16 protein-coding genes are annotated in these 23420 nt (G+C 59.3%); 9 read left to right on the top strand and 7 right to left on the bottom strand.

Annotation, left to right across the window (positions count from 1 at the left end; all coding sequences use genetic code 11):
• Positions 1-32: 32 nt before the first annotated feature.
• The 5 genes from PL263_RS00590 to PL263_RS00570 form a co-directional block, all read right to left on the bottom strand.
• A complete protein-coding gene (locus PL263_RS00590) occupies positions 33-1367 on the bottom strand; it encodes a lipopolysaccharide biosynthesis protein (RefSeq protein WP_278211203.1) in 1335 nt (444 codons plus the stop codon).
• Complete coding sequence (locus tag PL263_RS00585; protein WP_278211202.1) at positions 1360-2601, bottom strand: O-antigen ligase family protein; 1242 nt, start codon at positions 2599-2601, stop codon at positions 1360-1362. The genes PL263_RS00590 and PL263_RS00585 overlap by 8 nt, the downstream gene beginning before the upstream one ends.
• A 7-nt stretch (positions 2602-2608) precedes the next feature.
• Positions 2609-4960 carry a polysaccharide biosynthesis tyrosine autokinase gene (locus PL263_RS00580; protein WP_278211201.1) on the bottom strand — a complete coding sequence of 784 codons (2352 nt, stop codon included), beginning with the start codon at positions 4958-4960 and terminating at the stop codon, positions 2609-2611.
• A 75-nt stretch (positions 4961-5035) separates the two neighbouring features.
• On the bottom strand, positions 5036-6139 hold the full coding sequence (locus PL263_RS00575) for a polysaccharide biosynthesis/export family protein (protein ID WP_278211200.1): 1104 nt from the start codon (positions 6137-6139) through the stop codon (positions 5036-5038).
• 12 nt (positions 6140-6151) lie between these two features.
• The gene (locus PL263_RS00570; protein ID WP_278211199.1) at positions 6152-7573 is read right to left on the bottom strand and encodes an undecaprenyl-phosphate glucose phosphotransferase; all 1422 of its coding nucleotides are present in this window, start codon (positions 7571-7573) and stop codon (positions 6152-6154) included.
• A gap of 495 nt (positions 7574-8068) precedes the next feature.
• Between PL263_RS00570 and PL263_RS00565 the strand changes: the two genes are divergently transcribed.
• On the top strand, positions 8069-10393 hold the full coding sequence (locus PL263_RS00565) for a PKD domain-containing protein (protein ID WP_278211198.1): 2325 nt from the start codon (positions 8069-8071) through the stop codon (positions 10391-10393).
• Between the two features lie 124 nt (positions 10394-10517).
• Here PL263_RS00565 and PL263_RS00560 read toward each other — a convergent pair whose 3' ends face one another.
• Positions 10518-14144, bottom strand: coding sequence for a hypothetical protein (locus PL263_RS00560; protein ID WP_278211197.1), 3627 nt, complete (start codon positions 14142-14144; stop codon positions 10518-10520).
• 333 nt (positions 14145-14477) lie between these two features.
• Here PL263_RS00560 and PL263_RS00555 point away from each other — a divergent pair, with 333 nt between their 5' ends.
• The 7 genes from PL263_RS00555 (at position 14478) to yeiP (ending at position 20909) form a co-directional block, all read left to right on the top strand.
• On the top strand, positions 14478-15938 hold the full coding sequence (locus PL263_RS00555; RefSeq protein WP_278211196.1) for an ATP-binding protein: 1461 nt from the start codon (positions 14478-14480) through the stop codon (positions 15936-15938).
• Positions 15939-15945: 7 nt separating this feature from the next.
• Positions 15946-16521 (top strand): hypothetical protein, encoded by a 576-nt coding sequence (locus tag PL263_RS00550; protein WP_278211195.1) that lies wholly within the window; start codon positions 15946-15948, stop codon positions 16519-16521.
• A 32-nt stretch (positions 16522-16553) separates the two neighbouring features.
• Entirely contained in the window at positions 16554-18107 is a 1554-nt protein-coding gene (locus PL263_RS00545) for an ATP-binding protein (protein ID WP_278211194.1), read from the top strand.
• Between the two features lie 12 nt (positions 18108-18119).
• Positions 18120-18848, top strand: a complete 729-nt coding sequence (locus tag PL263_RS00540; protein WP_278211193.1) for a response regulator transcription factor — start codon at positions 18120-18122, stop codon at positions 18846-18848.
• 82 nt (positions 18849-18930) lie between these two features.
• Complete coding sequence (aat, locus tag PL263_RS00535) at positions 18931-19620, top strand: leucyl/phenylalanyl-tRNA--protein transferase (RefSeq protein ID WP_278211192.1); 690 nt, start codon at positions 18931-18933, stop codon at positions 19618-19620.
• Positions 19584-20339, top strand: a complete 756-nt coding sequence (locus PL263_RS00530) for an arginyltransferase (protein ID WP_347568926.1) — start codon at positions 19584-19586, stop codon at positions 20337-20339. Before aat ends, PL263_RS00530 begins: the two co-directional genes overlap by 37 nt.
• A 3-nt stretch (positions 20340-20342) precedes the next feature.
• A complete protein-coding gene (gene yeiP, locus PL263_RS00525) occupies positions 20343-20909 on the top strand; it encodes an elongation factor P-like protein YeiP (protein WP_140911084.1) in 567 nt (188 codons plus the stop codon).
• Positions 20910-20923: 14 nt separating this feature from the next.
• On the opposite strand, the gene PL263_RS00520 is transcribed toward yeiP, so the two are convergent.
• Complete coding sequence (locus PL263_RS00520) at positions 20924-21133, bottom strand: hypothetical protein (protein ID WP_140911083.1); 210 nt, start codon at positions 21131-21133, stop codon at positions 20924-20926.
• Between the two features lie 643 nt (positions 21134-21776).
• On the opposite strand from PL263_RS00520, the gene PL263_RS00515 reads away from it, so the two are divergent.
• Positions 21777-23321, top strand: coding sequence for a 2-isopropylmalate synthase (locus PL263_RS00515; RefSeq protein ID WP_278212839.1), 1545 nt, complete (start codon positions 21777-21779; stop codon positions 23319-23321).
• Positions 23322-23420: the final 99 nt, after the last annotated feature.

Raw genomic sequence — 23420 nt, 5'->3', positions numbered from 1 at the left:
AAGTCGAAAAGATTTAATGTCAAAAAAACCGATCAGGCCGGCACCCGCTGCTCCGCGTCGGCGGCAGCCGAATCAGCCGGCTGCGGACCGGCGTCGCGCAGCCGCCAAGGTTTGGCCAACCAGGCCAATACCAAGGCTTCGATGCCGAAATACACCGGGTTGGCCCAGGCCGCGCCGGGCAAACCGTATTGCAGAATCAGCACCGGTAAGGCAGTGATAGCCGCCAGAGCCCCGCACAAGCGCCCTTTCAGCAACACTCGCGTGCGTTTTTCCGCCAGCAGCGGCTGCGCCCAAACCGTACCCAACGTATGCAGCAAACAGCCGCAACCGATAGCCGGCAACAGGGCCGCGACCGGACGGTAGGCCTCGGCCAACAGCAGGCTCACCAGCCAGTCGCCAAACCAGGGCAAGGCCAGCAGGCCCAAGCCGCCGCCGGCCAGCAAACTGCGGGTCCATAACCGCAACACCGTATGGGCGCGGCGGTACTCGGCGGCGGAAAACGCTTGAAAATAAGCCGGCTGGAAAGTCCTCAGCAACACCATCGCGCCGCGGTTGAAGGCTTCGTTGACCAGGGTGTAGCCGGCCGCATACAAACCGACATCGGCGGCGCCGAGGAAGTAGGCGATCGCATAACGGTCCCCCACCCCATTCAGCCAGAACACCAGCTCCATCGGAATCAAAGGCCAGGCATAATTCCAAATCTTGTCGGCAAACCGGCGCACCCTGCCCCGAGTTGCCGCCCCGCCTGCGCCGGCGCCATCAGGCCGCCACCAGAGCAGATTGGACATCAGCGTCGCCGCAGCATAGCCGGCCAGAATCCACTCCACTCGCGCGCCCAGATAGCTCACTGCGGCGACGGCCAGCACCGGTCTTAAAATTGAGTCGCCGGTTTGCCATAACGCGGCCCGACGTTGGCGGCGGCCGCCAATCGCCAGTTGCACGCCGAATTCGCGCCAGACCGTTACCGCCAGCAACGCGCCGGCCAACAAGAACGGCATCATCTGCGTTTGGTTCAGGTGAGCGTAGTAGCCGCCACTGATCAGCAACAAACCAAGTGCCAACAAAGTCGCCTGCAAGGTCAAGCCAGCGACTGCCCGCTGCAGTTGGGCACTTTGCGCCGGGCCGGCGCACTCCGGCAGCCAGCGCATGCCGCCGCAGATAAACGGGTAGGAAAACGCGGCAACACCCAGCGCGACACAGCCGTTCAGCAGTGCGACCTGGCCGAACACGTCCGGCGTCACCCGCTCGGTCAATAGCCGGGTCCCCGCCAACAGCGCGATCGCCGAGGCCAATTGGCCGAACAAGGCCCAGAATGCATCGCCGCATAAGCGCGATTGCCGCAACCGGATTAGCCTGCGCTTAACCATAAACCCTCGCCGGTTGCAGCCCGGGGTTCGCCGGCACCGTCGATTCGGGCTGACGGTGGTGTCCCAGCATCGCCCCCCATAAAAACATCAGCACCGCGTTCTGCGGAAAGTACTCCCACAAATTGAAGGTCAAACCGGCGACGAAAATAAACATCGCGACCAAGCCCTTGGCAGGGTGGACTGACATCCTTGTCGTTGCCCATAAAAATCCCAGATAGGCCAGCAAACCGATCAGGCCGTAGCCGTTCAGTAGAAACAGATACAAACTGTCAGAATCGAACTGGCCGGGAAAATGTTCGGCGCCGAACAGCAAGTTAACGGTGTTGGAACTCAAACCCAGGCCCCAACCGAACAGCAAATCGGCGGCATCGTGCACGTGGTTGGCAAACACCCGTTGCCACAGGGCAATGCGGCCGTCCTCGGTCGGATCGGCATCGTCGCGGCCGCTTAATAGCGGACTGGAGGCCAGGATCAAGGCGCCGACCGCCAACATCGGCGCCGGCATCCACAAGGCCCAGCGGTCGCGCGGTCGCAGCGCGGCATAGATTTGGAAAAACACCACCAGCAAGCCGCTGAGAAATGCGGTGCGCGAGCCGCTCAACAACGCCAGCAACACGCTCAGCGCCAGCCAGCGGCGCATGCCCGGCACCACGGCGAATACCAGCGCGCAAGTCGCCATCGCCGCGCCGAACAGATTCGGGCTGACGAAGGTACCGAACGGCCGGCCGCCGCCCAGCATCGACACGCCGAACAAGGGCGGCGCCCACAATGCCTGGGCCAGGGCCAGCCCGGCCTGTAATACCAGGTAGTAACGCAAGCAGCGGGCGAACCGGCCGATCACCCAATCGGCAACGCCGCGCCGACCGCAGACGAAGCCGATCAGCGCCAACGGCAAATATTCGAACACCCTGAGTCCGGTCAGCGGCACCACCAACGGCAAGTCCAGATAGAGGGCGTAGCCGATTTCGAACAGAACGTAAGCCGCCACCACGCTCAAAAACGCCAGCACCGGACCGCTAACGATGCCGTTGCGCAAACGCGGTTCGGCCCAGGCGTAGCACACCAGCAGCGCCAGCATCGCTTCGCGCAGCAAGCGCAGGCCCATGTCCTGTTCGCCGTAGACTTCCTTGATGCCGGCCCAGGCCGACTGCACCTGCGGTAACGCGGCGACGGTGGAAGTACAGACCAAGCCGAACAGCAGCAGCGGCAGATCTTTTTCCAGCCTCAGCAGCATGGCCGCCTTAACCCCGCTCGTCGGTTTCGGCGGCGGCCGGTACCCAGTCCCGCTCCAGTTGCTTGGTCAGCCAATCGCCGACGGCGTGGTATTTGTCGGTCCATCCGGCAGCGGCGGCCGGCTCCTGGTCGGCGCGTTGGTAGGCGTAGCCGTAGTACGGATAGTAGGACGAGCCTTCCTTCATATCGTTGATGATGAAGCCGTTCGGTTTGATGCCGACTTGCTGGAAACGGCGGGCGCTGACTTCCAGCTCCTGCGCGGTATATCGGCCTTCCTTGACCACCAGGAAGGTGGCGTCGGCATGCTTGCCCAGAATCGCGGCGTCGGTGGCACCCAGAATCGGCGGCGAGTCGATCACGATGTGGTTGTAAAAGCTTTTCAGTTGCTCCAGGGTCTCGGCCAGTTCGCCCAGCACCAGCAGTTCGGCCGGATTCAGCACCATGTTGCCGCGCGGAATCAGATCGATACCGACTTCCGGCAGGCTGACGATGACTTCGCCCAGGCTGGCGCGGCCGGCCAACAGATCGGACAAACCGGGCTGTTTACCGATGCCGAAAGTTTCGTGCAGGCGGCCGTTACGCATGTCGGCGTCGATCACCAGCACCCGTTTCTTGATGCTGGCCAGCAGTGCCGCCAGGTTGGAGCTGACAAACGACTTGCCCATCGCCGGCGCCGGACTGCTGACCATGATGACCTTGCTTTCATGGTTGGCCAGCGTCGCCTCCAGCGTGGTGCGCAATCCGCGCAGCGATTCGACCGAGATATCCAGCGGATCTTCGTTGACCAAGATGCCGCCGTCTTTGTCGCGGCCGAGCAGACCGGCCAATTTGCGTTGTTTCTTGCTATGCGGGATGGCAGCGAACATCGGCAGCCCGACCTGGTATTCCAGCAAGGCCGGATAATTGTCGTGGCGCTGCAGCGAGTGGCGCAGGAACACCCATGCCGATCCCAGGCTCAGGCCCAACAGGCTGGCGATCGCCAGCAGCAGGCCCGGCTTCGGCCAATACGGTTTTTCCGGCGTCACCGCGAAATCGACGATCCGCGAGTTGCCCAACGAGCCGGCGGCGGCGATGCGTTGCTCCTGGGCGCTGTTCAGTAACGAGGTGTACAGTTCGGTATTGACCTGCACATCGCGCGACAGGCTCACCATATTTTGCTGGGTTTTTGGCAAATCCTTGATGCGTTTTTCCAAGGCCGCCAACTTGCCATTCACCCGCTTGATCTGGGCGTTGGTAGCCATCATGTCGGGATGCTCGGACTCCAGCCGCTGGCTTTGCTCGTCGTATTTTTGCTTGAGCTGGATGCTCAGGGTTTCCATGTCCGAAGCCTGCTTCAACAGAATCTCGGCCTCGGCGGAAATGTCCACCGCGCCGTGCTGTTGTCGGTAGGCGCTCAGGCCCTGCTCGGCTTTTTCCAGGCGCTCTTTGACGATCGGCAGTTGGCTTTCCAGAAAGGCCAATTTTTGCGAGGCTTCGGCCGATTCCCAATTCACCGTGGCGTTGACGTAAATCGCGGCGATGTCGTTGACCGATTTGGCCAATTGCTCGGGATCGCGGCCTTTCAGTTCCACACTCAAAATGTCGGTATCTTTCGACACTTCCTTGACGGCAAAGGCTTTTTGCAAAGTTTCGATCGCCGATAAGGCGGTGCGCCGCACCAGCTCGAAATGGGTGCCGGGATGGGCGTCCAGGACTTCGATTTTAATCGTCACCGGGGTTTTCTCGCCGATTTCGGCCGTGACGACCTGGCCGACTTCTCCGGTCAACAACTCGGCGCCGTTCGGTGCCAGGATCTGGTAGCGGCCGTGTTCCAGTGCGATCAGGGTAAACTCCTTTTCCAAGTAACGGTCCGGAACCTCGAACGCGGCCACCTTGGCCTTCTCGCCGCCCCAGGCCCAACGGCCGAAGCCCCACCAAGCGCCGGCGACACCGTCATGGCGATCGTGTTTACGGGCCAGGGTTTCGCCGATCAGCGGAAAATAACTGGGCTCGATTTCAATCGCCAGATTCAGATTGTCGACCACCTTACCCAGCACCGAACGTGAACGCAGAATCTCGACTTCGCGCTGCGCCCGCGGGCTCTCGGCTTCGGCCGGAGTCTGATTGTTGTCGCCGTGCAGATTGGCGGCCAGCAGGGCTTTGTTCTTGTCGATGCGCAGCAAGGCATCGGCTTTGTAGGTCCGCGGCGCCAAAACCAGGTACACCAGCGTCACGGTCAACACCGCGGCGAGGGCGATCAATAGGGTTTTACGGCCTTCGATCAGCAAATCCACGTAGTCGCGAATGCTGACGCTCTGCTCTTGCAGGCGGTTTGGATTCGGCAACGGTAACACCGGAACGGCTTCATTGGGTGGATACATACTTTTCACAACCTTTTCGCTTGAAAACATTCGATTCCCCTCTGCGCATACCAGCAGCCGGGGGCGATTTTTTAACTACATGCCCATCAGTGCCGCTTGCGACATGATCGCGGTAAACGATCCGGGCAGAATCTGGTTCAACACCCGCGACCACTGGGTAACGCCGGCAGTACCGACGAACAAGGTGTCGTGGGCTTGCAGCGGAAATTGCTCGGCCAGGATCATCGCGTCGGGCGATTCGGCATTGAGCTGGAAGATTTCCGGTTTCATATCGCCGGCCCGCACCACATAAATGTCGCCCGGACGCGAGGTGTTGAAATCGACGCCGTAGGCCTCGGCCAATGCCTGGGCCAGACTCATCCGGCCTTTGTTTATCTGCACCGCCTGTTGCCGGCCGACCTCGCCCATCACGTAGACTTTGCTGTCCTTCTGGTCGCCGACATTGAGCACATCGCCGTCTTTCAATAGCACGTTCTGCGTGGTCAACCCCTTTTCATACAGGGCTTGCACATCCAGTTTGTACAGTTTGCCGTCGCGGGCCAGCGCTACGCTGTTCATGTCCGAATCTTTGGTGGCGCCGCCGGCGCGGCTGATGGCCTCGGCCACGGTCAGCGGAGTTTCGTTCATCGCCAACACCCCCGGTTGCTTGACCTCGCCGACCACCGCCACCCGGTGAGCCTGAAACGACAACACCCGAATGTCGAGTTTGACCTTCTTGAAAAAACGCGACAATTCGCGGGTCAGCTCTTCGCGCACTTCCGGAATGGTCTTGCCGCCGACATGAAGATTGCCGACATAGGGGTAATACAGATCGCCGTTGTCGTCGACCACCTTACCTGCCATCTCCGGCAGAATTTTTTCGCCGCCGGGATCGTTCAATTCCGGGTGCTCCCACACCGTAATCTGCAACCGGTCCTGCGGTCCGATCCGATAACTGGTCTTGGTATTGTCCACCGGCAGCAATTGGCCGACCGCCTGTTGCCGGGCCACTTCCTTCTCGATGATCAGGTCGGCGGTGATCGGCATGACGCGGACTTTCTCCTTCACCAACTGGCCGTCCTTTCGGGCCGGCAACTCGATTTCGGTCAAGCCGTTACTGTCGGTGTTCATGTCCATGCCCGGCGCCAAAAAACAGCCCGGTAGCGCTAACGTCAACAGGATGGGAAGCAGTCTGTACATGCTCAGGTTTCCTTAATAGGCGTTTTTGTTGATAAAACCGGTCAGCACGGTGCGGAAAGCGATCTCGATATCGAACCACAACGACCAGTTCTGGATGTAATACAAATCGTGCTCGATGCGCCGGTTCAAGTCGGTGTCGCCGCGCCAGCCGTTGACTTGGGCCCAGCCGGTGATGCCGGCCTTGACCATGTGTTTTTTCATGTAGTTGGGTACTTGTTCCTTGAACACTTCGACGAAGTCCGGCCGTTCCGGCCGCGGGCCGACCAGAGACATGTCGCCGCGCAAAACGTTGATCAATTGCGGCAACTCGTCCAGGCTGGTTTTGCGCAGGAAGCTGCCGAACGGGGTGGCCCGGTTTTCGCCGGGCTTGGCCCAGACCGCGCCGGTTTTGGACTCGACATCCACCGGCATCGAGCGGAATTTCAGCATGGTAAATTTGCGGTTGTTCCAGCCCACCCTGACCTGACGGTAAAACACCGGGCCGGGCGAACTCAACTTGACGCCGACAGCGATCAACAGCATCAGCGGGCTGATCAGCACCAGTAAAATCAAAGCCAGCAAACGGTCTTCGACTTCTTTGATGTAGCGGTTGACGCCGTGCAGCGGCGACACCGAAAAATCCAGAGTTGGAATGCCGGCCACGGTGTTCAGGCTGAGAAACTTGCTTTGTTTGAAGGCAAAGCAATCGATCACCAGCCGGATGCTGACCGGCAAATGCCGCAATTGGTATTGCGCCCGCTCGGTCAGGGATTCGCCTTGATAAGCCACCCAGACCTCGTCGATAGCGTGCCGGTCGATCAGGGCCGGCAAGTCAGCCAATCTGCCCAGGCACGGCAGGTCATGGTCGTTCAGCGGCTGCCGGCCAGCGCCGCGGTCGTCGACATAACCCACCGCCTGCAAACCGGCCCAGGGCGAATGGTTCAACTGCCGCGCTACAGCTACCGCCATTTGATTCAGGCCAACCATGATGATTTTGCCCTGCGACCAACCCCGTGACCGCAGCCAACGCAAAACCTGCGACATCACCGAGCGCGCAGCCAATACGCAGACCAAACCCAGCACGCCCCAGGAGGCAATCCAGCGGTAACTGGAACCGAACCAGACATGCAAGCGCACCAGAAACACGATGGAAACCACCGCCAGCAGCGCCAGCAGCCAGGCTCTAACGATGCGGGCGATCTCGCCGCGCATCGCGTCGTTGCGCCAGGGCCGGTAGACTTGGCCGATCTCGAAGAAAATGATCGCGCCGAGCACACCCAACGCAGTTACGATCCGGTAATGCTGGTCGACCGTATATTCGCGCAGCCAGAAAAAATGAGCCGCCCAAGCGGCGGTTAACAGCATGGCCACGTCGATGATCCGTAACAGCAGAATCACGGTATGGCCGTATTGGCGAAAGAGTCCGTTGAAGATATTTCCGAAGCCGAGCGGCATAGCGGCGTTCCCCCTGTTGCGTCTAGTTCCGAAGACTTAAGGACGCCATCCTTGGCATCCTCAACCTGTTGCCGGGTTTGCGATGCAGCAGTGCCGGCTTGGGTACAAAGCTTACCGGCGCAAAATGAGAGAAAACCTGGGGGTTTAATTAAGAGCAGATGAGAGGGAAATTAGAGTTGGATAAGCGCGCCGAATGGTTCAGCGTCATCGACTTCAACCCAATCGCAGGCCCGGAAATGAGCCGCTCCCGCTCAGTGAACGGATAGCCAAACAGCCCATGATCATGGATTGAGATGGGGTGCTGCGGGAGCGCCCCTCGAATTCGGCGTTATTTTGTGCAGCGTCACATTGCCGAATCTCGGTTTTGCGGGATGCCAAAAGGCAGAAACAACTCTCAAAAAATTATGACTTAATTTTCTTAAATATCTCCCGAACAGCGACTTCGCCAAAGCTGCAGGCCGATTCTGGTGCAGCAATTTTCAGGGGGATACATCAATGAACAACCAAACCTTCATCGCTTCCGCGCTACTCAGCTCGTTGTTGGGTTGCGCCGCAACGTCCGAACAAACGGCATCGATAGACGCCGACCCCAGCCAAAGCTTACCGGCCACCGCAGCCGGCATTCCCACGGAGACTATCTACTTTGCATCACGCGAAGACGCGGAAAAGGCATTGGTTGGCTACAACTACGGCCTCACCATGCTCGCTGACGGCCGGGTACAGGCCTTTGTCTCCGGGTTGAACGGTTCCGGTCAGTCCAATCCCTTGTCGGTCATCAAGGACAACGCCCAAAAATCCTTGTCCAATGCCACCCAAGCTAGCCAAACTGCGGAATCCGAAACCCCGTTTCCGACGATTACCCTGCCCGGCAATGTGAACGGCCAAGCCGCCATCGACGCATTGGGCAGTAACTTGCCGCTGGTGGCTCAGGCTTACGACATGTCCGCCGAACGCCTGGAAAACATTCTGCAAACCGATCAAACCGCGTGGATAGACCAAGGCGGCCGCTTGCTTTACGTCGAATCCGATACCAAACCGGTACCCGCGCCCCAAGGCGGAAACAGCGCCGCTAACGAAGCCTACGCAACCACGGCCGAATCTTCGACCTTTTCATCGTTGGCAACCTCGACGGCAGATCCGTTTGCATTGCACAGTAAACCCGGCTCGAACCGGGTCATTTATCTGGATTTCAACGGCCACGTCGCCAGCAACACGGCCTGGAACAGCGGCACGTTGACTGCTCAGGCCTACGATACCGACGGCAATCCGGGCGCATTCAGTAGCGCGGAGTTGAGTAATATCCGCGAAATTTGGCAACGCGTCGCTGAAGATTATGCGCCGTTCGATGTGGACGTCACTACCCAAGAGCCGACGGCGGACGCGCTGCAACGCACCAGCAGCAGCGATATCCAGTACGGTACCCGAGCCGTGATCACCCGCTCCATGCCGGAACTTTGCAGCCAGTCCTGCGGTGGCGTGGCTTATGTCAATGTTTTCTCATACTATTCCTCCACCACGCCGGACCGTTACCAACCCGCCTGGGCGTTCTTCGATAAATTAGGCAACGGTTTTCCGAAATATGTTGCCGAAGCGGTATCGCACGAAGTCGGGCATAACCTGAACCTGAATCACGATGGTACATCGACCGTCGGCTATTACTCCGGCCAAGGCAGCGGCGCCACCGGTTGGGCGCCGATTATGGGGGTCGGCTATTACAAACCGGTGTCGCAGTGGAGCAAAGGCGAGTATCCCGACGCCAATAATCTGCAGGACGATATCGCGGTCATCAGCGCGGCCGGCGCTCCGATCCGCGCAGACGACTATCCGAGCACAACCGCAAGCGCCGCGCCGCTGTCGGGCGATGCCGCTGCCGTATCGCAAACCGGCGTGATCGAGCGCAATACCGATGTCGACGTGTTTACCTTCTTTACCGACGGCGGCAACGTGCAGTTCAACGTCGGTTCCGGTTCGGTGGCTCCGAATCTGGATATTTCCATGAAACTGGTCGACAGCGCCGGCAATACCGTGGGCGCGGCAAATCCGGCGGATAGCCTGTCCGCGGCAGTAACCGCGACCTTGCCTGCCGGCCAATATTTTCTGCAAGTGGAAGGTGTCGGATTCGGCGACTTGACGACCGGCTACTCCGACTACGGCAGCGTTGGGCAATATCAAATCACCGGCAACTACCCGAAAAGCTCGAACACGCTGGTTTCGCCCACCGCGGTAATTTCCGCATTGCCGACCAGCGGCGATGCGCCGCTGACCACCACCTTCAACGGCTCTGGCTCCAGCGACCAGGACGGCAGCATCGTCAGCTACGACTGGAACTACGGCGACGGCAGCAGCAGCGGCAGTAGCAGCAGCGCAAGCCACGTCTACAACACACCGGGCAACTACACGGCAACTTTGACCGTAACCGACAATAGCGGCTTGAAAAACAGCACGACGCAAACGGTTAACGTGACGCAAACACCGGTCGCGGCGAACATGACGGTAGGCAGCACAAAGATCTCGCGTAAATTATTGAGCAGGGGCAAGTCGCAGTGCGTGGCCAGTGTCACGGTCAACTACGGCACGTCCGGCGTCGCCAGCGCGACGGTATATGGAAGCTGGAGCGGTTCGGTCGCCACAACTTCGGGCTCCACTGCGGTAACGGGCAAAACGTCCGGAACCACGGCTACCAACGGCAGCGTCAGCATCAGCAGTTCGACTTTGCCGAGCAGCACCTCCGGTACCTGCGCGTTCACGGTCACCAACGTCGTCAAATCCGGTTTCAATTACGACGGTAGCGGTCAAGTTGCGGGCAGCTTTTCCTGGTAAGGCACCAGAGTATGCAACGGGTGCGGTTAACGCCGCGCCTAGTTTGCGATTCCACTCGCCGCCAACGGGTATCCAAACAGATACCCGTTGGCCTCCAACATTCCGGCAGCAACGGCACATCCCATTAGCCCGCAGTTAAAAGACGGTAAACGGCCTCGGGTAGGACATACACCGGGCTAGCCGAAATCGGCACGCCGGCGATACCTGACGCATCGGTCGCCAATTTCTGCATCTGCCCGACCACATTCACCAAAACCCATTGCCGCTCAGAGTCGAGTTGTACCGGCCACACACCCTCGCCTTGCTCGCGCCACACCATCAAGGTCTCGCCGAAATAGCCGGCCTGGACGTTGACGTCGTGGGTAGCGACCGGCCGGTACGGCAGGCCGTCGATCAGCGCGCTGGCGGTGTACAGCGCTGCTTCGCCGGGTTTATGGCCAAGCGAATAATCCCAGATCCGGCCGTAGGCCAGGTCGTATTCATGGGCGATGCAAAGCGCCACCCCCAAATAATCAGGGCGACTATTCACCCAAGCCACGATTTTGGCCACCTGCTCCGCCTGCCAGCGCCGACCGCTGAAACCGTGCATGGCCTTGGCGCCGGTTTCGCCCAGCCAGAACGGCAATTTATTGGTTTTGCCCAGGCTGGCATGAGCCGCCAATACGCCGCGCTCGTCTTCCAACTCGCCGTTGCCGATCGGTCCGCCGAAACGCGGCGGCCGTTGCGGGTAGGCGTGCACGTCCCAGGCATCCTGGACATTATCCAAACCCAGTTGCAACACCTGCTTGAACCAGTCGCCCTCGCCCGGCCGCACCAGGCTGCCGCCCAGGTAATGGGCATCGTTGCGGGCTTGATGGGCCATTTGGTATTCCGACTTCGCCCGTTCCAGCCAATGCTTAGGTTCGCGCAGTTTTTGCCATTCCGGCTCGTGGCGAATGTCGATCTCGTTGCTGGCTTTGAAGAAGCGGGTAAAACCGGCGGCAGCATCGATAAAACGGCGGCCGTCTTCAGATTTGTCGTTCAGCCAATGACTATCGCCGGCCGAGTCGGCAAACAGGTCCAGACCGCGCTGTTTGGCTTGCTCCCACAATAGCCGGTATTGCGGATCGAAGCCCGGATAACTGCCCAAGCTTCTGAAAATAGCCATCCGCTCCAGCCAATCGAAGTAAGCGCCGGTTTGGCGGAAACTTTTGTCGCCGTCAGCCAAGGCATAGTAATCGTTGTTCCAGACTTTCTTTTGCACCAGCCGTTGCTTTTGGGCGTTGTTGCCGGCGACGACGCTAAAGCCGTCGGCCGGATAGTGCATGATCGGCCGGCCGTCTTCGGTGTACAAAGACGGATACACCGCGTAATAACCGGTCTGCGTCAGGGGGCCAAAATCGGCTTCGACCTGGGCGGGAAAACGGCCGCGAATCTCCCGTTCGGCGATTTGCCGACCGCTGTAATCGACCAACCACAGACGCAATTTGGCCGGGAAGCGCGGCAGCGGCGTCTCCAGTTTGGCTTCCTCCAAAATCGGCTGCCAGCGCAGATCGATACTCAGCTTGATCGGCTCACCGGGATGCGGAAGATTGGCCGGGGCAGTATTGAAAATCACCGGCCTGAGTTTGGCGGCGATATGGTTTAAGGCCAAATCGGCGTCGGGATCGGCGGTTTGCGTCCGCAAGCCGTCCAGCGGTTTGCCGCCGGCGTCGCTGAACAACCCGGCAAAGTAAAAGCGCTGGCCCTGATCGTGTTGCATCACCAGTTTCACCAGCAAGCTATGCCAACCCGGCGTCAAATTTAACGCGGCCACTTGCGGCGCTTGCGGCCGCTCGGCGCTGGCGGTGGCCAGCAAGCCTTCTGTGGTCAAGCCGTGCAACAGGGCTTGAGCTTGAGTGCCCAGCGAGGCCTTGAAGCCCCCTGGCGGTTGCCCGTCATCCGTCAGAGGCAATGCCTGCCCGTCCAGCCAGGCTGCCGCTTTAATGCCGGACTGGCGCAGATGCAATTGCGCCTGCAGAGGACGGTCGGCGTGCAGATACAACTGGGCGTAGCCGGTGCCGCGCGACCAGCCGTAGGCGTGTTCGGTGCTGTCCATAATCGTGGTTTCACCGTTGGCATCGGTCGCCGCCACCCGCCATTTGCTTAGTTTTCCGCCCATCATTGCCAGACTCAGATAGGACTGATCGGGATTGGGCCTGGCAATAGTTTCCGTGTCCAAACCAAATACCGACAGACCGGCTTGACCGTCCTGCAAACCGCCGACCAGCCAGGCGGCCGGGATGCCGTTTTTTAACAGCACTGGCGTTGGCGCCGGGATTGCGACAGGTTGCGGCATCCAGCCGATTTGGTCCGGCTCGGCTAGAAATTTTGCCACGCTTGCTGCATCAGCCGGCTGCGTCAACACGCCCAGCACAGTGTGATGATCGTCGGTGACGATGGCCGCCGGCAATGTCGGCAAATTCAAATTGCGGGCCATCGTCTCGGCGGCTTGGCCGATCAAATAAGTCACCGGCATGTTTTGATAATGTGCTCTTGCCGCATCGGCGGACAAACCGCGCAACAAAGGCTCGCCGTGCGCGCCGCTACCGTCCAGCACCACTAAACGCCGCGGACCTTTGGCGTCGGGCCGGGTCAAAGCCAAAAACCGGTTGCGCAGTTGCGCCTGCTCGCCGGTCATCGCCGCGGCTAGCGGCTGTTGCAGTTGCAGCAAAAAGGCGTCGAACACCTTGGCGCCGTCGGCCTTGCCGCTGTTTTCCAGAGTCAGCCAGCGATCGCCGGGCAACAAAGTCACTGTCTCGGCGGCGGGCAGCCATTGGTAGTCCCACGGCGTGGTGTTGGTCAGGGCAAATTCGCCGCGGCTCGCCAACTCCTCCGGCTTGGCACCGGCCTTGACGCTAAAACGCTGCTCGACTTGGGAGACCTCGCCGCCGCTTTTGTAACGCGCCCACAACCGGTATTGGCCGGGCTTGCTGTCCGGAGGCAACGCAAAACGGAAGCTGCCGCTCCAGTCACCGAAGCCGGAATGGAACAACAAGGCTTCGTCCTGCTCGATCGCCAACGCACCGGTATTGGTGCCGGCCTCGGCCGTGCCCTGCACCACCGTCAAATGGTCCGGTTTCGGCAAATCCAGCAAAGCCGGGGCCTTGCCCAGTTCCAGCAGTAGCGCCGGTTGATTGGCGGTCGTGGCCACCGGCAACTCCGCCCACGGCGATGCCAGCAAAAACGCATCGAACACTTTGGCATCGTGGCCGGCGCCAATGTTGCGCACTTCGATGACCCGGTCGCCAGCCTTGAGTTGAATCGGTTCCGGACTGCTCAACCAGGCGTACTCCCAGCCTTTCGGCGTCAGTTGTACGCTGCCGCGTTGTTGCAGATGGTTAACATCCGGCCCGGCCCATATAGCAAAGGTCTGTCGGCACACCGCCGGATCGCCGCCCTGACGCCAGCGTGCCCAAAACCGAAAATCGCCGGAGACAGCCTGAGTCAAATGGAAGCGAAACGCCGCCCGCCATTGACCAAAGCCCGGATGCAATACGTTGACCGCCTCCGGCTCGACTTGCCAAGCAACCCCGTGCTGAAAATCTGGCAACAGTTGGCCGGAAACAGCTAGTACATTCGCCACTAAGCCGGATGGAGCGCTTGCCGCGCTGCCAAGTTCGAGTAACACGACCGGCTGACCGGTTAGCGCCGAAACCGGTATCCCTGCCGCCTCGCCGCCATCGGCTGTCGCCGGCCGCGCACCGGCGATTGCCAACCATGCGACAAACACTATGGCCGCGCGACACCCCCGAATACGGGGGGATGGGAATGTTCGCCAAGACACCAGATAATGCGAAATCTCGGCGGCGAATTGCCGTAGAACGGCCAATGAAAAAATAAGCATGCAAGTCCTTGTCGATTAGCAACACTCCGGGCAGCCCCGGAATCGTAAACATCCCTGTAAACTGCATCATATGACAATCCGCATCGTTTTCCGACAACCGGGAAACGCCAAGGCCGACGCAATACCGCTGGCAACTCAAATACGATTTTTTGCAGGCCCCGTCACGAATTTCATCAGCCAAGCTATACTATTGCGGATTTACAGACGCTGTCGCCAAGGATGAAATTCAAAAACCTGCTGTCTCTGAAATCCCTGATTGTGCTGGGATTTGTCATTGCCGTGATCCCGCTGTTCCTGGCCGTGATGTACGCTGCATTCGGCATGCGCCAGACTTCGGCTTTGGGCCGAACCGTCAATTCGCAAGTATTCGAACAAACCAAAACCATCCGCTTGGTATTGCAACGAGCCTCCGATATCGAGCGCAAAGCCAAGTTGTTCGTGCTGCTATCCGACCCCGAATTGCGCCAACCTTACGAACGCCAGTCCTACGAAACAGTCCGCGCTTCGTTCAAACAGGCATTGAGCGATCTGTTGAAACTGCAGGTCGACAACCGCATCGCGTTGCTGGTCAACGAATTGTCGGAAAAGGAAAACCTGATTTACCAGCAAATCATCGGCTCGGAGGGCGACAACAACCTGAAACTGCCGCTGGACGAAGCGTTTCAAGGGCTGCGCGAATCGTCATACACGTTGTCGCGCGAGTTCGAAAGCCACGTCGACCATGAATTCAACGAGCTCCGGCAAATGTCGGAATCGCTGGAGCAAGGCTTGTTAATCAGAGGCGCCGCGCTGTTGGCCTTGTCGTCAGCCGCAATTGCGCTGCTGTTGCTGGTGATTTCGCGCTCGATGCGACAATTGGATTCCTCGATCCGACGTTTGGGTGCCGGGGAACTGAAGGAGCCGGTAGCCGTCAGCGGTCCGTCCGATTTGGCGTTTCTCGGCAACCGCCTGGAATGGTTGCGCACCCGGCTGATGGAGCTGGAATCGTCGAAGCAGCAATTCATCCACAACGTCGCCCACGAAATCGAGGCGCCGCTGGCCGGCATCCGCTATGGCGCCGAACAAATGGCCGACGAGGCCGAACTGGACGGCAATCTGCGCCAACAGGACATCGTCCGCAAGCTGGGCGCCAACATCGACAAACTGCAAGCCGTTTCGGACGACTTGCTGCGTTACAGCAAATTGAGCGCGCAAAGCGAAGCCAAACGCAAACAAACTTTGAATATGAAGGAGTTGCTGGAAACGGTGGTCGCCGAGTTTCAACCGGCGCTGGCAACCAAATCGATCGAAATGCGCATGTTGTTGCGGCCGGTGCATATTTCCGGCAACGCGCCGCAACTGCGCGGCATCATTGAGCAACTGCTGGACAATGCGGTGAAATTTTCGCCGCCGAAAGGCGAAATCCGCATCATGCTGCGCGATACCGGCACTCAGATGGAGCTGGAAGTCGAAGACGAAGGCCCGGGAATTCCACTGGACGAACGGGCCCACGCCTTCGAACCGTTCTACCGCGGCAAGGCGGCGCAGGCCGAGGACATTCCGGAAGGTCCGGGCCTGGGGCTGGCCATCGTCAAGGAATACGTCGCCAACCACCAGGGCAATGTCGAAATCATCGACGCCCGACAAGACCAACACGGCGCCCGTATCCGGGTGCAATTGCCGCTAAACGGGGAGTTCTAAACCAACCATGACGTTTTTCAACCCGCGCCTGTTACTACCGGCGCCGCTGATCCTATTATTCGCCGGCTGCGCCGAAGTCGATTCCAACGTGCGGCAGGGGCCGCCGGTGGCCGCCGCTGCGCCGACCGTCCATTCCGACTTCGAGGATTTGCTGGATTTCGGCGCCAACCTGGCGGCGATGAACAGCCAAGGCCGAAGCGAAACCTGCCGCGGCCTGGCGAAACGGCATAAGGAAAACCCGGACAAGACCATAACCCTGCAATTGATGACCGGCCGCCTTTTGTCGGACGCCTGCGGCGACATCCCGAAAATCCTGGACGAATTGGCCGACATCCCGCCGGAAAGCTACGCCGATGACCGCACCCGCCGACTGGTGGCGATCCATACCGAAGCCTTGAAGCGGATCAACAGCACCAACAAGAAAGTCGGATCATTGGAACGCAAACAAAAATCGGTGCAGAACGTGCTGGATGCCAAGGAAACCGCCGGTTCGAAAAAAACCGAATCGCACCTGCTGCGGGAAAAACTGGAAGCCATCCGTTCCATGGAAAAACAGTTGGACGAAACCGGCGACGCCAAATAGCAACCATGTTTCGGTTTCGGCTGGCCATAGTCATGTTCATTTCGTTCGGCTTCGTCCTCAGCCTGGGCGTGGCCCTGTATCTGGGCGCCGACGAAATGGCCCTGCACTTCCAGCACAGCCAGACCGCTTACGAAACCTTCGACGATTACGAACAGTTATCGCAGGAAGCCTACCGCCATTTCAAACAGCGGATGGATCGGCTGATTACCGCGAATCCGAATTCGGAAACCGGCGTCGAATCGTCCAAGCGGCGGCTGCAAGCAGCGATCCAGGCGCTGAGGGACACCGCGGTCAAGGAACCGGTGATCGGCGGCGAGACTTGGGTCGACAAGCCGGCCGAGCTGGAGCGCGTCGCCCATTTGACGGCGTTTTTGGAAGCCAGCGAATACCGCTTCGAAGAGGTGGAGCGCTTGCGCCTGCAAGGCAAACTGGCGAACGCCGTGCAGGCCTTGACCAAATTTACCGAAGAAGAAATCGACGGCAAATTTCAGCCCTTGATCGATGCCGCGATCGACGCCGAACGCGAAAAGGCCAAGCAAGCCAAGCGCGAATTGGAAAGCCTGGTCCGCCAGTCGCGACTGACCGCTATCCTGGCGTCCGTGACGGCCGCGCTGTTCAGCCTGATGTCCGGCATCCTGTTGATGCGTCGCTTCCGCCGGCCGATCCAGGCTCTGATGAAAGGTACCGACGAAATCGCCAGCGGCAATCTGGAATACCGGATCAAACTCTATACCCGCGACGAATTCGCTTATCTGGCCAGCCACTTTAATCAAATGGCGCAAGAACTTGAAGTTCAACAAAACAAGTTGCGCGAAAGCCGGGCGGTACTGGAGCAGCGGGTAGCGGAACGGACCTTGGAATTGAATCTGTTGAACGAGGAATTGAAGCGGATGGACAAGGCCCGCCGCGAGTTTTTGGCCGACATCAGCCACGAATTGCGGACACCGATTACGGTAATCCGCGGCGAGGCCGAAGTCACCTTACGCGGCGAAGACCGCCATACCGAAGAATACAAGGATGCATTACAACGCATCGTCGAACTGGCGATGCAGCTTGGTAAATACGTCAACGATTTGCTGTTTCTGGCCCGTGCCGAAACCGCCCATCTCCAATTCGAGTGGGGCAAGGTCGATCTGGCCGAGCTGGTCGGCAATGCGGTCGAGGACTTTCAGGTCATGGCCGAGGAGCGTTCGCTCAGCGTATCGTTCTCGGGTCCGGAGCACCCGGTCTGGGTACGCGGCGATAAGCAGCGCTTAAGACAGGTGCTATTTATTTTGGGAGAAAATGCGTGCCGCTACTCAAATCCCGGGGGGCATATTTCGGTAGCCTTATGGGTGCAGGGTAAGGAAGCGAGTTTCAGCCTTACCGACCAGGGGATCGGTATTCCCAGCGGAGATTTGGAACGCATTTTCGAGCGACACTTCCGTAGCGATAACGCGCAAAGTTCGCGCGACGAAGGCTCCGGCCTGGGCCTGCCGATGGCAAAATCGATTACAAAAGCGCACGGCGGGCGCGTTGCGGTGGACAGCCGGGAGAACCTCGGCTCGACCTTTACCGTAACTTTGCCGTTGCTACCCAGTACATAGGAATAAGCACACATGAGCGATAAATACACATCATCCGGTAATTTGAGCGGCATGGGCTACATGCGCGTGCTGCTGGTGGAAGACGACGAACGCATCGTTGATTTCGTCCAGCGCGGCCTGAAGGCGGAAGGCTATTCCGTGGAAGTGGCTCGTACCGGCCAAGAGGCAATTGCCCTCGGCGGCGAAGGTTCGTTCCAGGTGATCGTGCTGGACCTGGGGCTGCCGGACATGAACGGTCGCCAGATTTGCGAACGCCTGCGTGGTAACGGCGTCGATACGCCGGTATTGATGCTGACTGCGCGCGACACCGTGCAGGATAAAGTTTCCGGTCTGCGCGCCGGCGCCGACGATTACATGACCAAGCCGTTTGCTTTCGAGGAATTGCTGGCGCGGATCGAAGTACTGCTACGCCGCCGCGGCGGCGACATCAAATCGGAAGCCAAAGAACTGCGCATCGCCGATCTGGTATTGAATGGCGAAACCCACGAAGTACGCCGCGGCAATACCGCGATCGAGCTGACGCCGAAGGAATTCGCGCTATTGGAATGCTTCATGCGCATGCCCGGCAAGGTCTTGAGCCGTACCCGGATACTGGAGCAAGTTTGGGGCTACAGCGCCGACCCGCTGACCAATGTGGTCGACGTTTACATCCGCCAGTTACGCCGCAAAATCGACGACGATTACGAACAAAAACTGCTGAAAACAGTGCGCGGTTTCGGCTACAAACTGGAAGCGCCTTAAGTCCTGCCTCAAGCCGGCCGGGCGCAGACCGGCCGGGCCGAATTGTCTATAATCCGCGTACCTGACAGCCGCGGCTTATCGCATGCAACTCACCTTACTCGACTCCGACCAACCCGAACAGGCTTTTCCGCCTTTAGATAAGGCACTGAAAGAACCCAACGGCCTGCTCGCCTTCGGCGGCTGCCTGTCGCCGAAACGGATCGTCAATGCCTACCGGCACGGCGCCTTTCCCTGGTTCAACCCCGGCGAGCCCATCCTGTGGTGGTCGCCGGACCCGCGCCTGGTCCTGTTTCCGGAGCATTTGCAAGTCTCGCGCAGCCTGACCAAAACCCTGCGCAAAGGCCGGTTCGAGATCCGCTACGACACGGCGTTCAAAGAAGTAATTGCCGCCTGCGCCGCGCCGCGTAGCGACAGCGGCGGCACCTGGATCACCGAAGACATGTGCCGGGCTTACCTGACCTTGCACCATCTCGGTATTGCCCACAGCTGCGAAGCCTGGCTGGACGGTAAGCTGGCCGGCGGCCTCTATGGTTTGGCCATCGGCCAGGTCTTCTTCGGCGAATCGATGTTCCACCGCGAAACCGACGCCTCGAAAGTGGCGTTCGTCAATCTGGTCGAACGTCTGAGCGGCTGGGGTTACCGTTTGATCGATTGCCAAGTACGCAGCGAACATCTGCTCAGCCTGGGTGCCGAGGAAATTCCGCGCCAACGTTTCGCCGAATTGCTGGAACAGCTTTGTCGGCAAGCCCCCGCAGCCGAGGCCTGGCGCTGATGGGCAGCTTGCCGATTTGGCTGGACGACGAACACGCGTGCGGCTACCTGTCCGACCGGCAGGCCCGCTCCGGCTTCGTGCATCCGTCGGTAACAATGACGCCGCAACTATACTCCCAACTGATCGCGCTCGGCTTCCGCCGCAGCGGCAACTACGTTTACAAACCCTATTGCTCGAGTTGCCAGGCTTGCATACCAACCCGGCTGCCGGTCGCCGCGTTCGCGCCGGACCGCCGGCAAAAGCGTTGCCGCAAGCGCAACCTCGATACCCGCAGCGTCGTCAAGCCGGCCGAATTCGACCCGCGCCATTTCGACTTGTACCGGCGTTATCTGGCGGCTCGCCACGACGATCCGCACAAAGAACCGATCGAACCGGATGATTATCTGAATTTTCTGGGCAGCCGCTGGTGCGATACCCGCTTCGTCGAATTTCTGATCGGCGGCCGGCTGGCGGCAGTTGCGGTGGTGGATATCGTCGACGACGGCTTATCGGCGGTCTATACCTTCTTCGATCCCGAGTTCGCCGACTACAGCCCAGGCGTCTATGCCGTGTTATGGCAAATCGAAACCGCCGCGCAATGGGGCTTACCTTACGTTTATCTGGGCTTTTGGATCGAAGACTGTCGTAAAATGCGCTACAAAATCGAATATCAGCCGCTGCAGGGCTTGATCCGCGACAGGTGGCAACCCCTTTCAAATCATACAATTAACGAGGAATAAGCAGTGCCGAAAGCCAACGAACTGAAACTGGGAACCGCGATCGAAATCAACGGCGAACCGTATGTGGTCAAACACATCGACGTGCGCAACCCGACCTCGCGCGGCGCGACGACGCTGTATAAAGTCCGCTTCAACCACATGAAAACCAAGCAGAAGCTGGACGAAACCTTTAAAAGCGACGACATGCTGAAAGCCGCCGATTGTTCGCGCTGCAACGTGCAGTTTTCCTACCAGGACGGCGACACCTACTACTTCATGAACAGCGAGACCTACGACCAATACGCGCTGTCGGCCGAGGATTTGGAAGGTCAAACCTTATACCTGACCGACGGTCTGGACGGCATCATCATGTTGCTGATGGACGACGCGCCGTTGGGCATCCAGTTGCCGACCACGGTAACGCTGCAAATCGTCGAAACCCCACCGGCCATGAAAGGCTCCAGCGCCACCAAGCGGACCAAGACCGCCAAACTTACCACCGGCCTGGAAGTGCAGATTCCGGAGTACATCGAGTCCGGCGAACTGATCAAGATCAACAGCGAAACCGGCGAGTTCTCCTCGCGCGCCTAAGTGCTTGATGCTAATCAGGCCACCACGTTACGGACGCATTGCCGGGCGTAGGCATTGATGGGCACGTTACTGTCCAGATAGTGATTAAACAATTCATTGATCGTAACCGGATTCAAAAAGGCATAAATGCCGCAGCCGGTTATGGCAATGAATTGCCGGCTCAAGGTTTCGATGAACACAATCCGCAAATTGTTGATTTCGTTAGTTTGATGCATAGTTTCCATGACACTCTCCCGAGGCTGTTGATCGAACTCGATCAAGTAAATGCATTAGTTGCGCCAGCAGAAAAACCCCTATAAAAATCAGAATCATAAATTCTGGTCGTTATTATCGGCGGCCCATTCCGTGACGACCTGCCGTCACGGCTTACGGTATCTCGTACCAGCGCAGTTTTCGCTTCACTCCGGCGTCATCCGCCACCCTTGTTCGCACCGAAAATCCAGGTATCGATCCGGGTCGGTTTGGCAGGCCTGGCATTAGCCGGGAATTGAGGCTTGGATCAAGGGTAATGGTGGCAGTGGTGTTTGTCGGTGGCGCGCACCACTGTCCGGCGGTGATTTTTTTCACAGTGACCGGGCCAAAACGGCGGGCGCCAGCGCCCCTGGTCCATCGATAGCCAAGACCAGGGATATTTAGATACCGCCGCAGTTGAGCGCCACCGGGCAATGCAGTATAGTGCCGCGGCATGAAGATTCGGCCGATGTTTACCGCACCCACAGCAAGCCGCACGCCGGCTGCCACCCGCTTGCCGTCCGGGCTGCCTCTAAGACTGCTGCCCTGAGGGGCGTGCAATCTTTCTTTATCAAGTAAAATCACCCTTTTCCATATTCTCGGCTCGAGGCCGAACGTTTCATGAACGGAGCCCTCATGAAAGACCAATTGATTATTTTCGATACCACCTTGCGCGACGGCGAACAAAGCCCCGGCGCGTCGATGACCCGCGACGAAAAAGTCCGCATCGCGCGGGCGCTGGAGCGGATGAAAGTCGACGTGATCGAGGCCGGCTTCCCGGCCGCCAGCCAGGGCGATTTCGAGGCGGTCCAAGCCGTCGCCGATGCGATCAAAGACAGCACCGTCTGCGGCTTGGCGCGGGCGCTGGACAAGGACATCGACCGCGCCGGCGAAGCCTTGAAAGGCGCGAAAAGTTCGCGGATTCACACCTTCATTGCCACCTCGCCGATCCACATGGCGAAGAAGCTGAACATGCAGCCGGACCAGGTCATCGAGTACGCGGTCCGCGCCGTCAAACGCGCCCGCCAGTACACCGACAATGTCGAGTTCTCGCCGGAAGACGCCGGCCGCTCGGAAGAGGATTTCCTGTGCCGGATCTTGGAGGCGGTGATCGACGCCGGCGCCACTACTCTGAACATCCCGGACACGGTCGGTTACAGCATGCCGCAACAGTTCGGCGCCACCATCGCCAATTTGATTCAGCGGATACCGAACTCGGACAAGGCCATCTTCTCGGTGCATTGCCATAACGACTTGGGTTTGGCCGTGGCCAACTCGCTGGCGGCGGTGATGAACGGCGCGCGCCAGGTCGAATGCACCATCAACGGTTTGGGCGAACGCGCAGGTAACGCCTCGCTGGAAGAAGTGGTGATGGCGATCCGTACCCGCCAGGACTTCTTTCAATGCGACACCCGCCTGGATACCCGCGAGATCGTCACCTGCTCGAAACTGGTGTCGTCGATCACCGGCTTCCCGGTGCAGCCGAACAAGGCTATCGTCGGCGCCAACGCCTTCGCCCACGAGTCCGGCATCCACCAGGACGGCGTCCTCAAGAACCGCGAGACCTACGAAATCATGCGAGCCGAAGATGTGGGTTGGACCACCAACCGCATGGTGCTGGGCAAGCATTCCGGCCGCAACGCCTTCAAGACCCGGATGGCCGAATTGGGCGTGGAGTTCGCCGGCGAAGCCGATTTGAACGATGCGTTTTACCGTTTCAAACAACTGGCCGACAAGAAACACGAGATTTTCGACGAAGACCTGCAGGCCTTGATCTCCGAACAAAGCTTCGAGGCCGAAGACGAACACATCAAACTGGTGGCACTGAAAGTCTGCTCCGAAACCGGCGAAGTGCCGAACGCCACCGTGACCATCCTGGTAGACGGCAAGGAAATGACCGGCAGCGCCAGCGGCGGCGGCGCGGTCGACGCCAGCCTCAAAGCTATTGAAAGCCTGGTGAAAACCGGCGCGACGCTGGCTTTGTACTCGGTGAACAACATCACCACCGGCACCGATTCGCAGGGTGAAGTAACGATCCGGCTGGAAAACGCCGGCCGCATCGTCAACGGCTCCGGCGCCGACACCGACATCGTCATTGCCTCGGCCAAGGCTTACATCAACGCGGTCAACAAGCTGCAAAGTCCCGAGCAGCGCCAACATCCGCAGAAAGGCGATGTCTAGCCGCTGACGATGGAAGAATCGGTCCGCTTGCAATATCTGGAGGCGATGGGCATCGATGTCTGGGTTCCCCGGCATCCGCCCGTCGTCGCCGAGCAAGCG

It is taken from the genome of Methylomonas sp. EFPC3, from assembly GCF_029643245.1.
Classification (GTDB): domain Bacteria; phylum Pseudomonadota; class Gammaproteobacteria; order Methylococcales; family Methylomonadaceae; genus Methylomonas; species Methylomonas koyamae_B.
The sequence above is the reverse complement of the archived record's forward strand: the minus strand, read 5'-3'. Positions and strand labels throughout refer to the sequence as shown.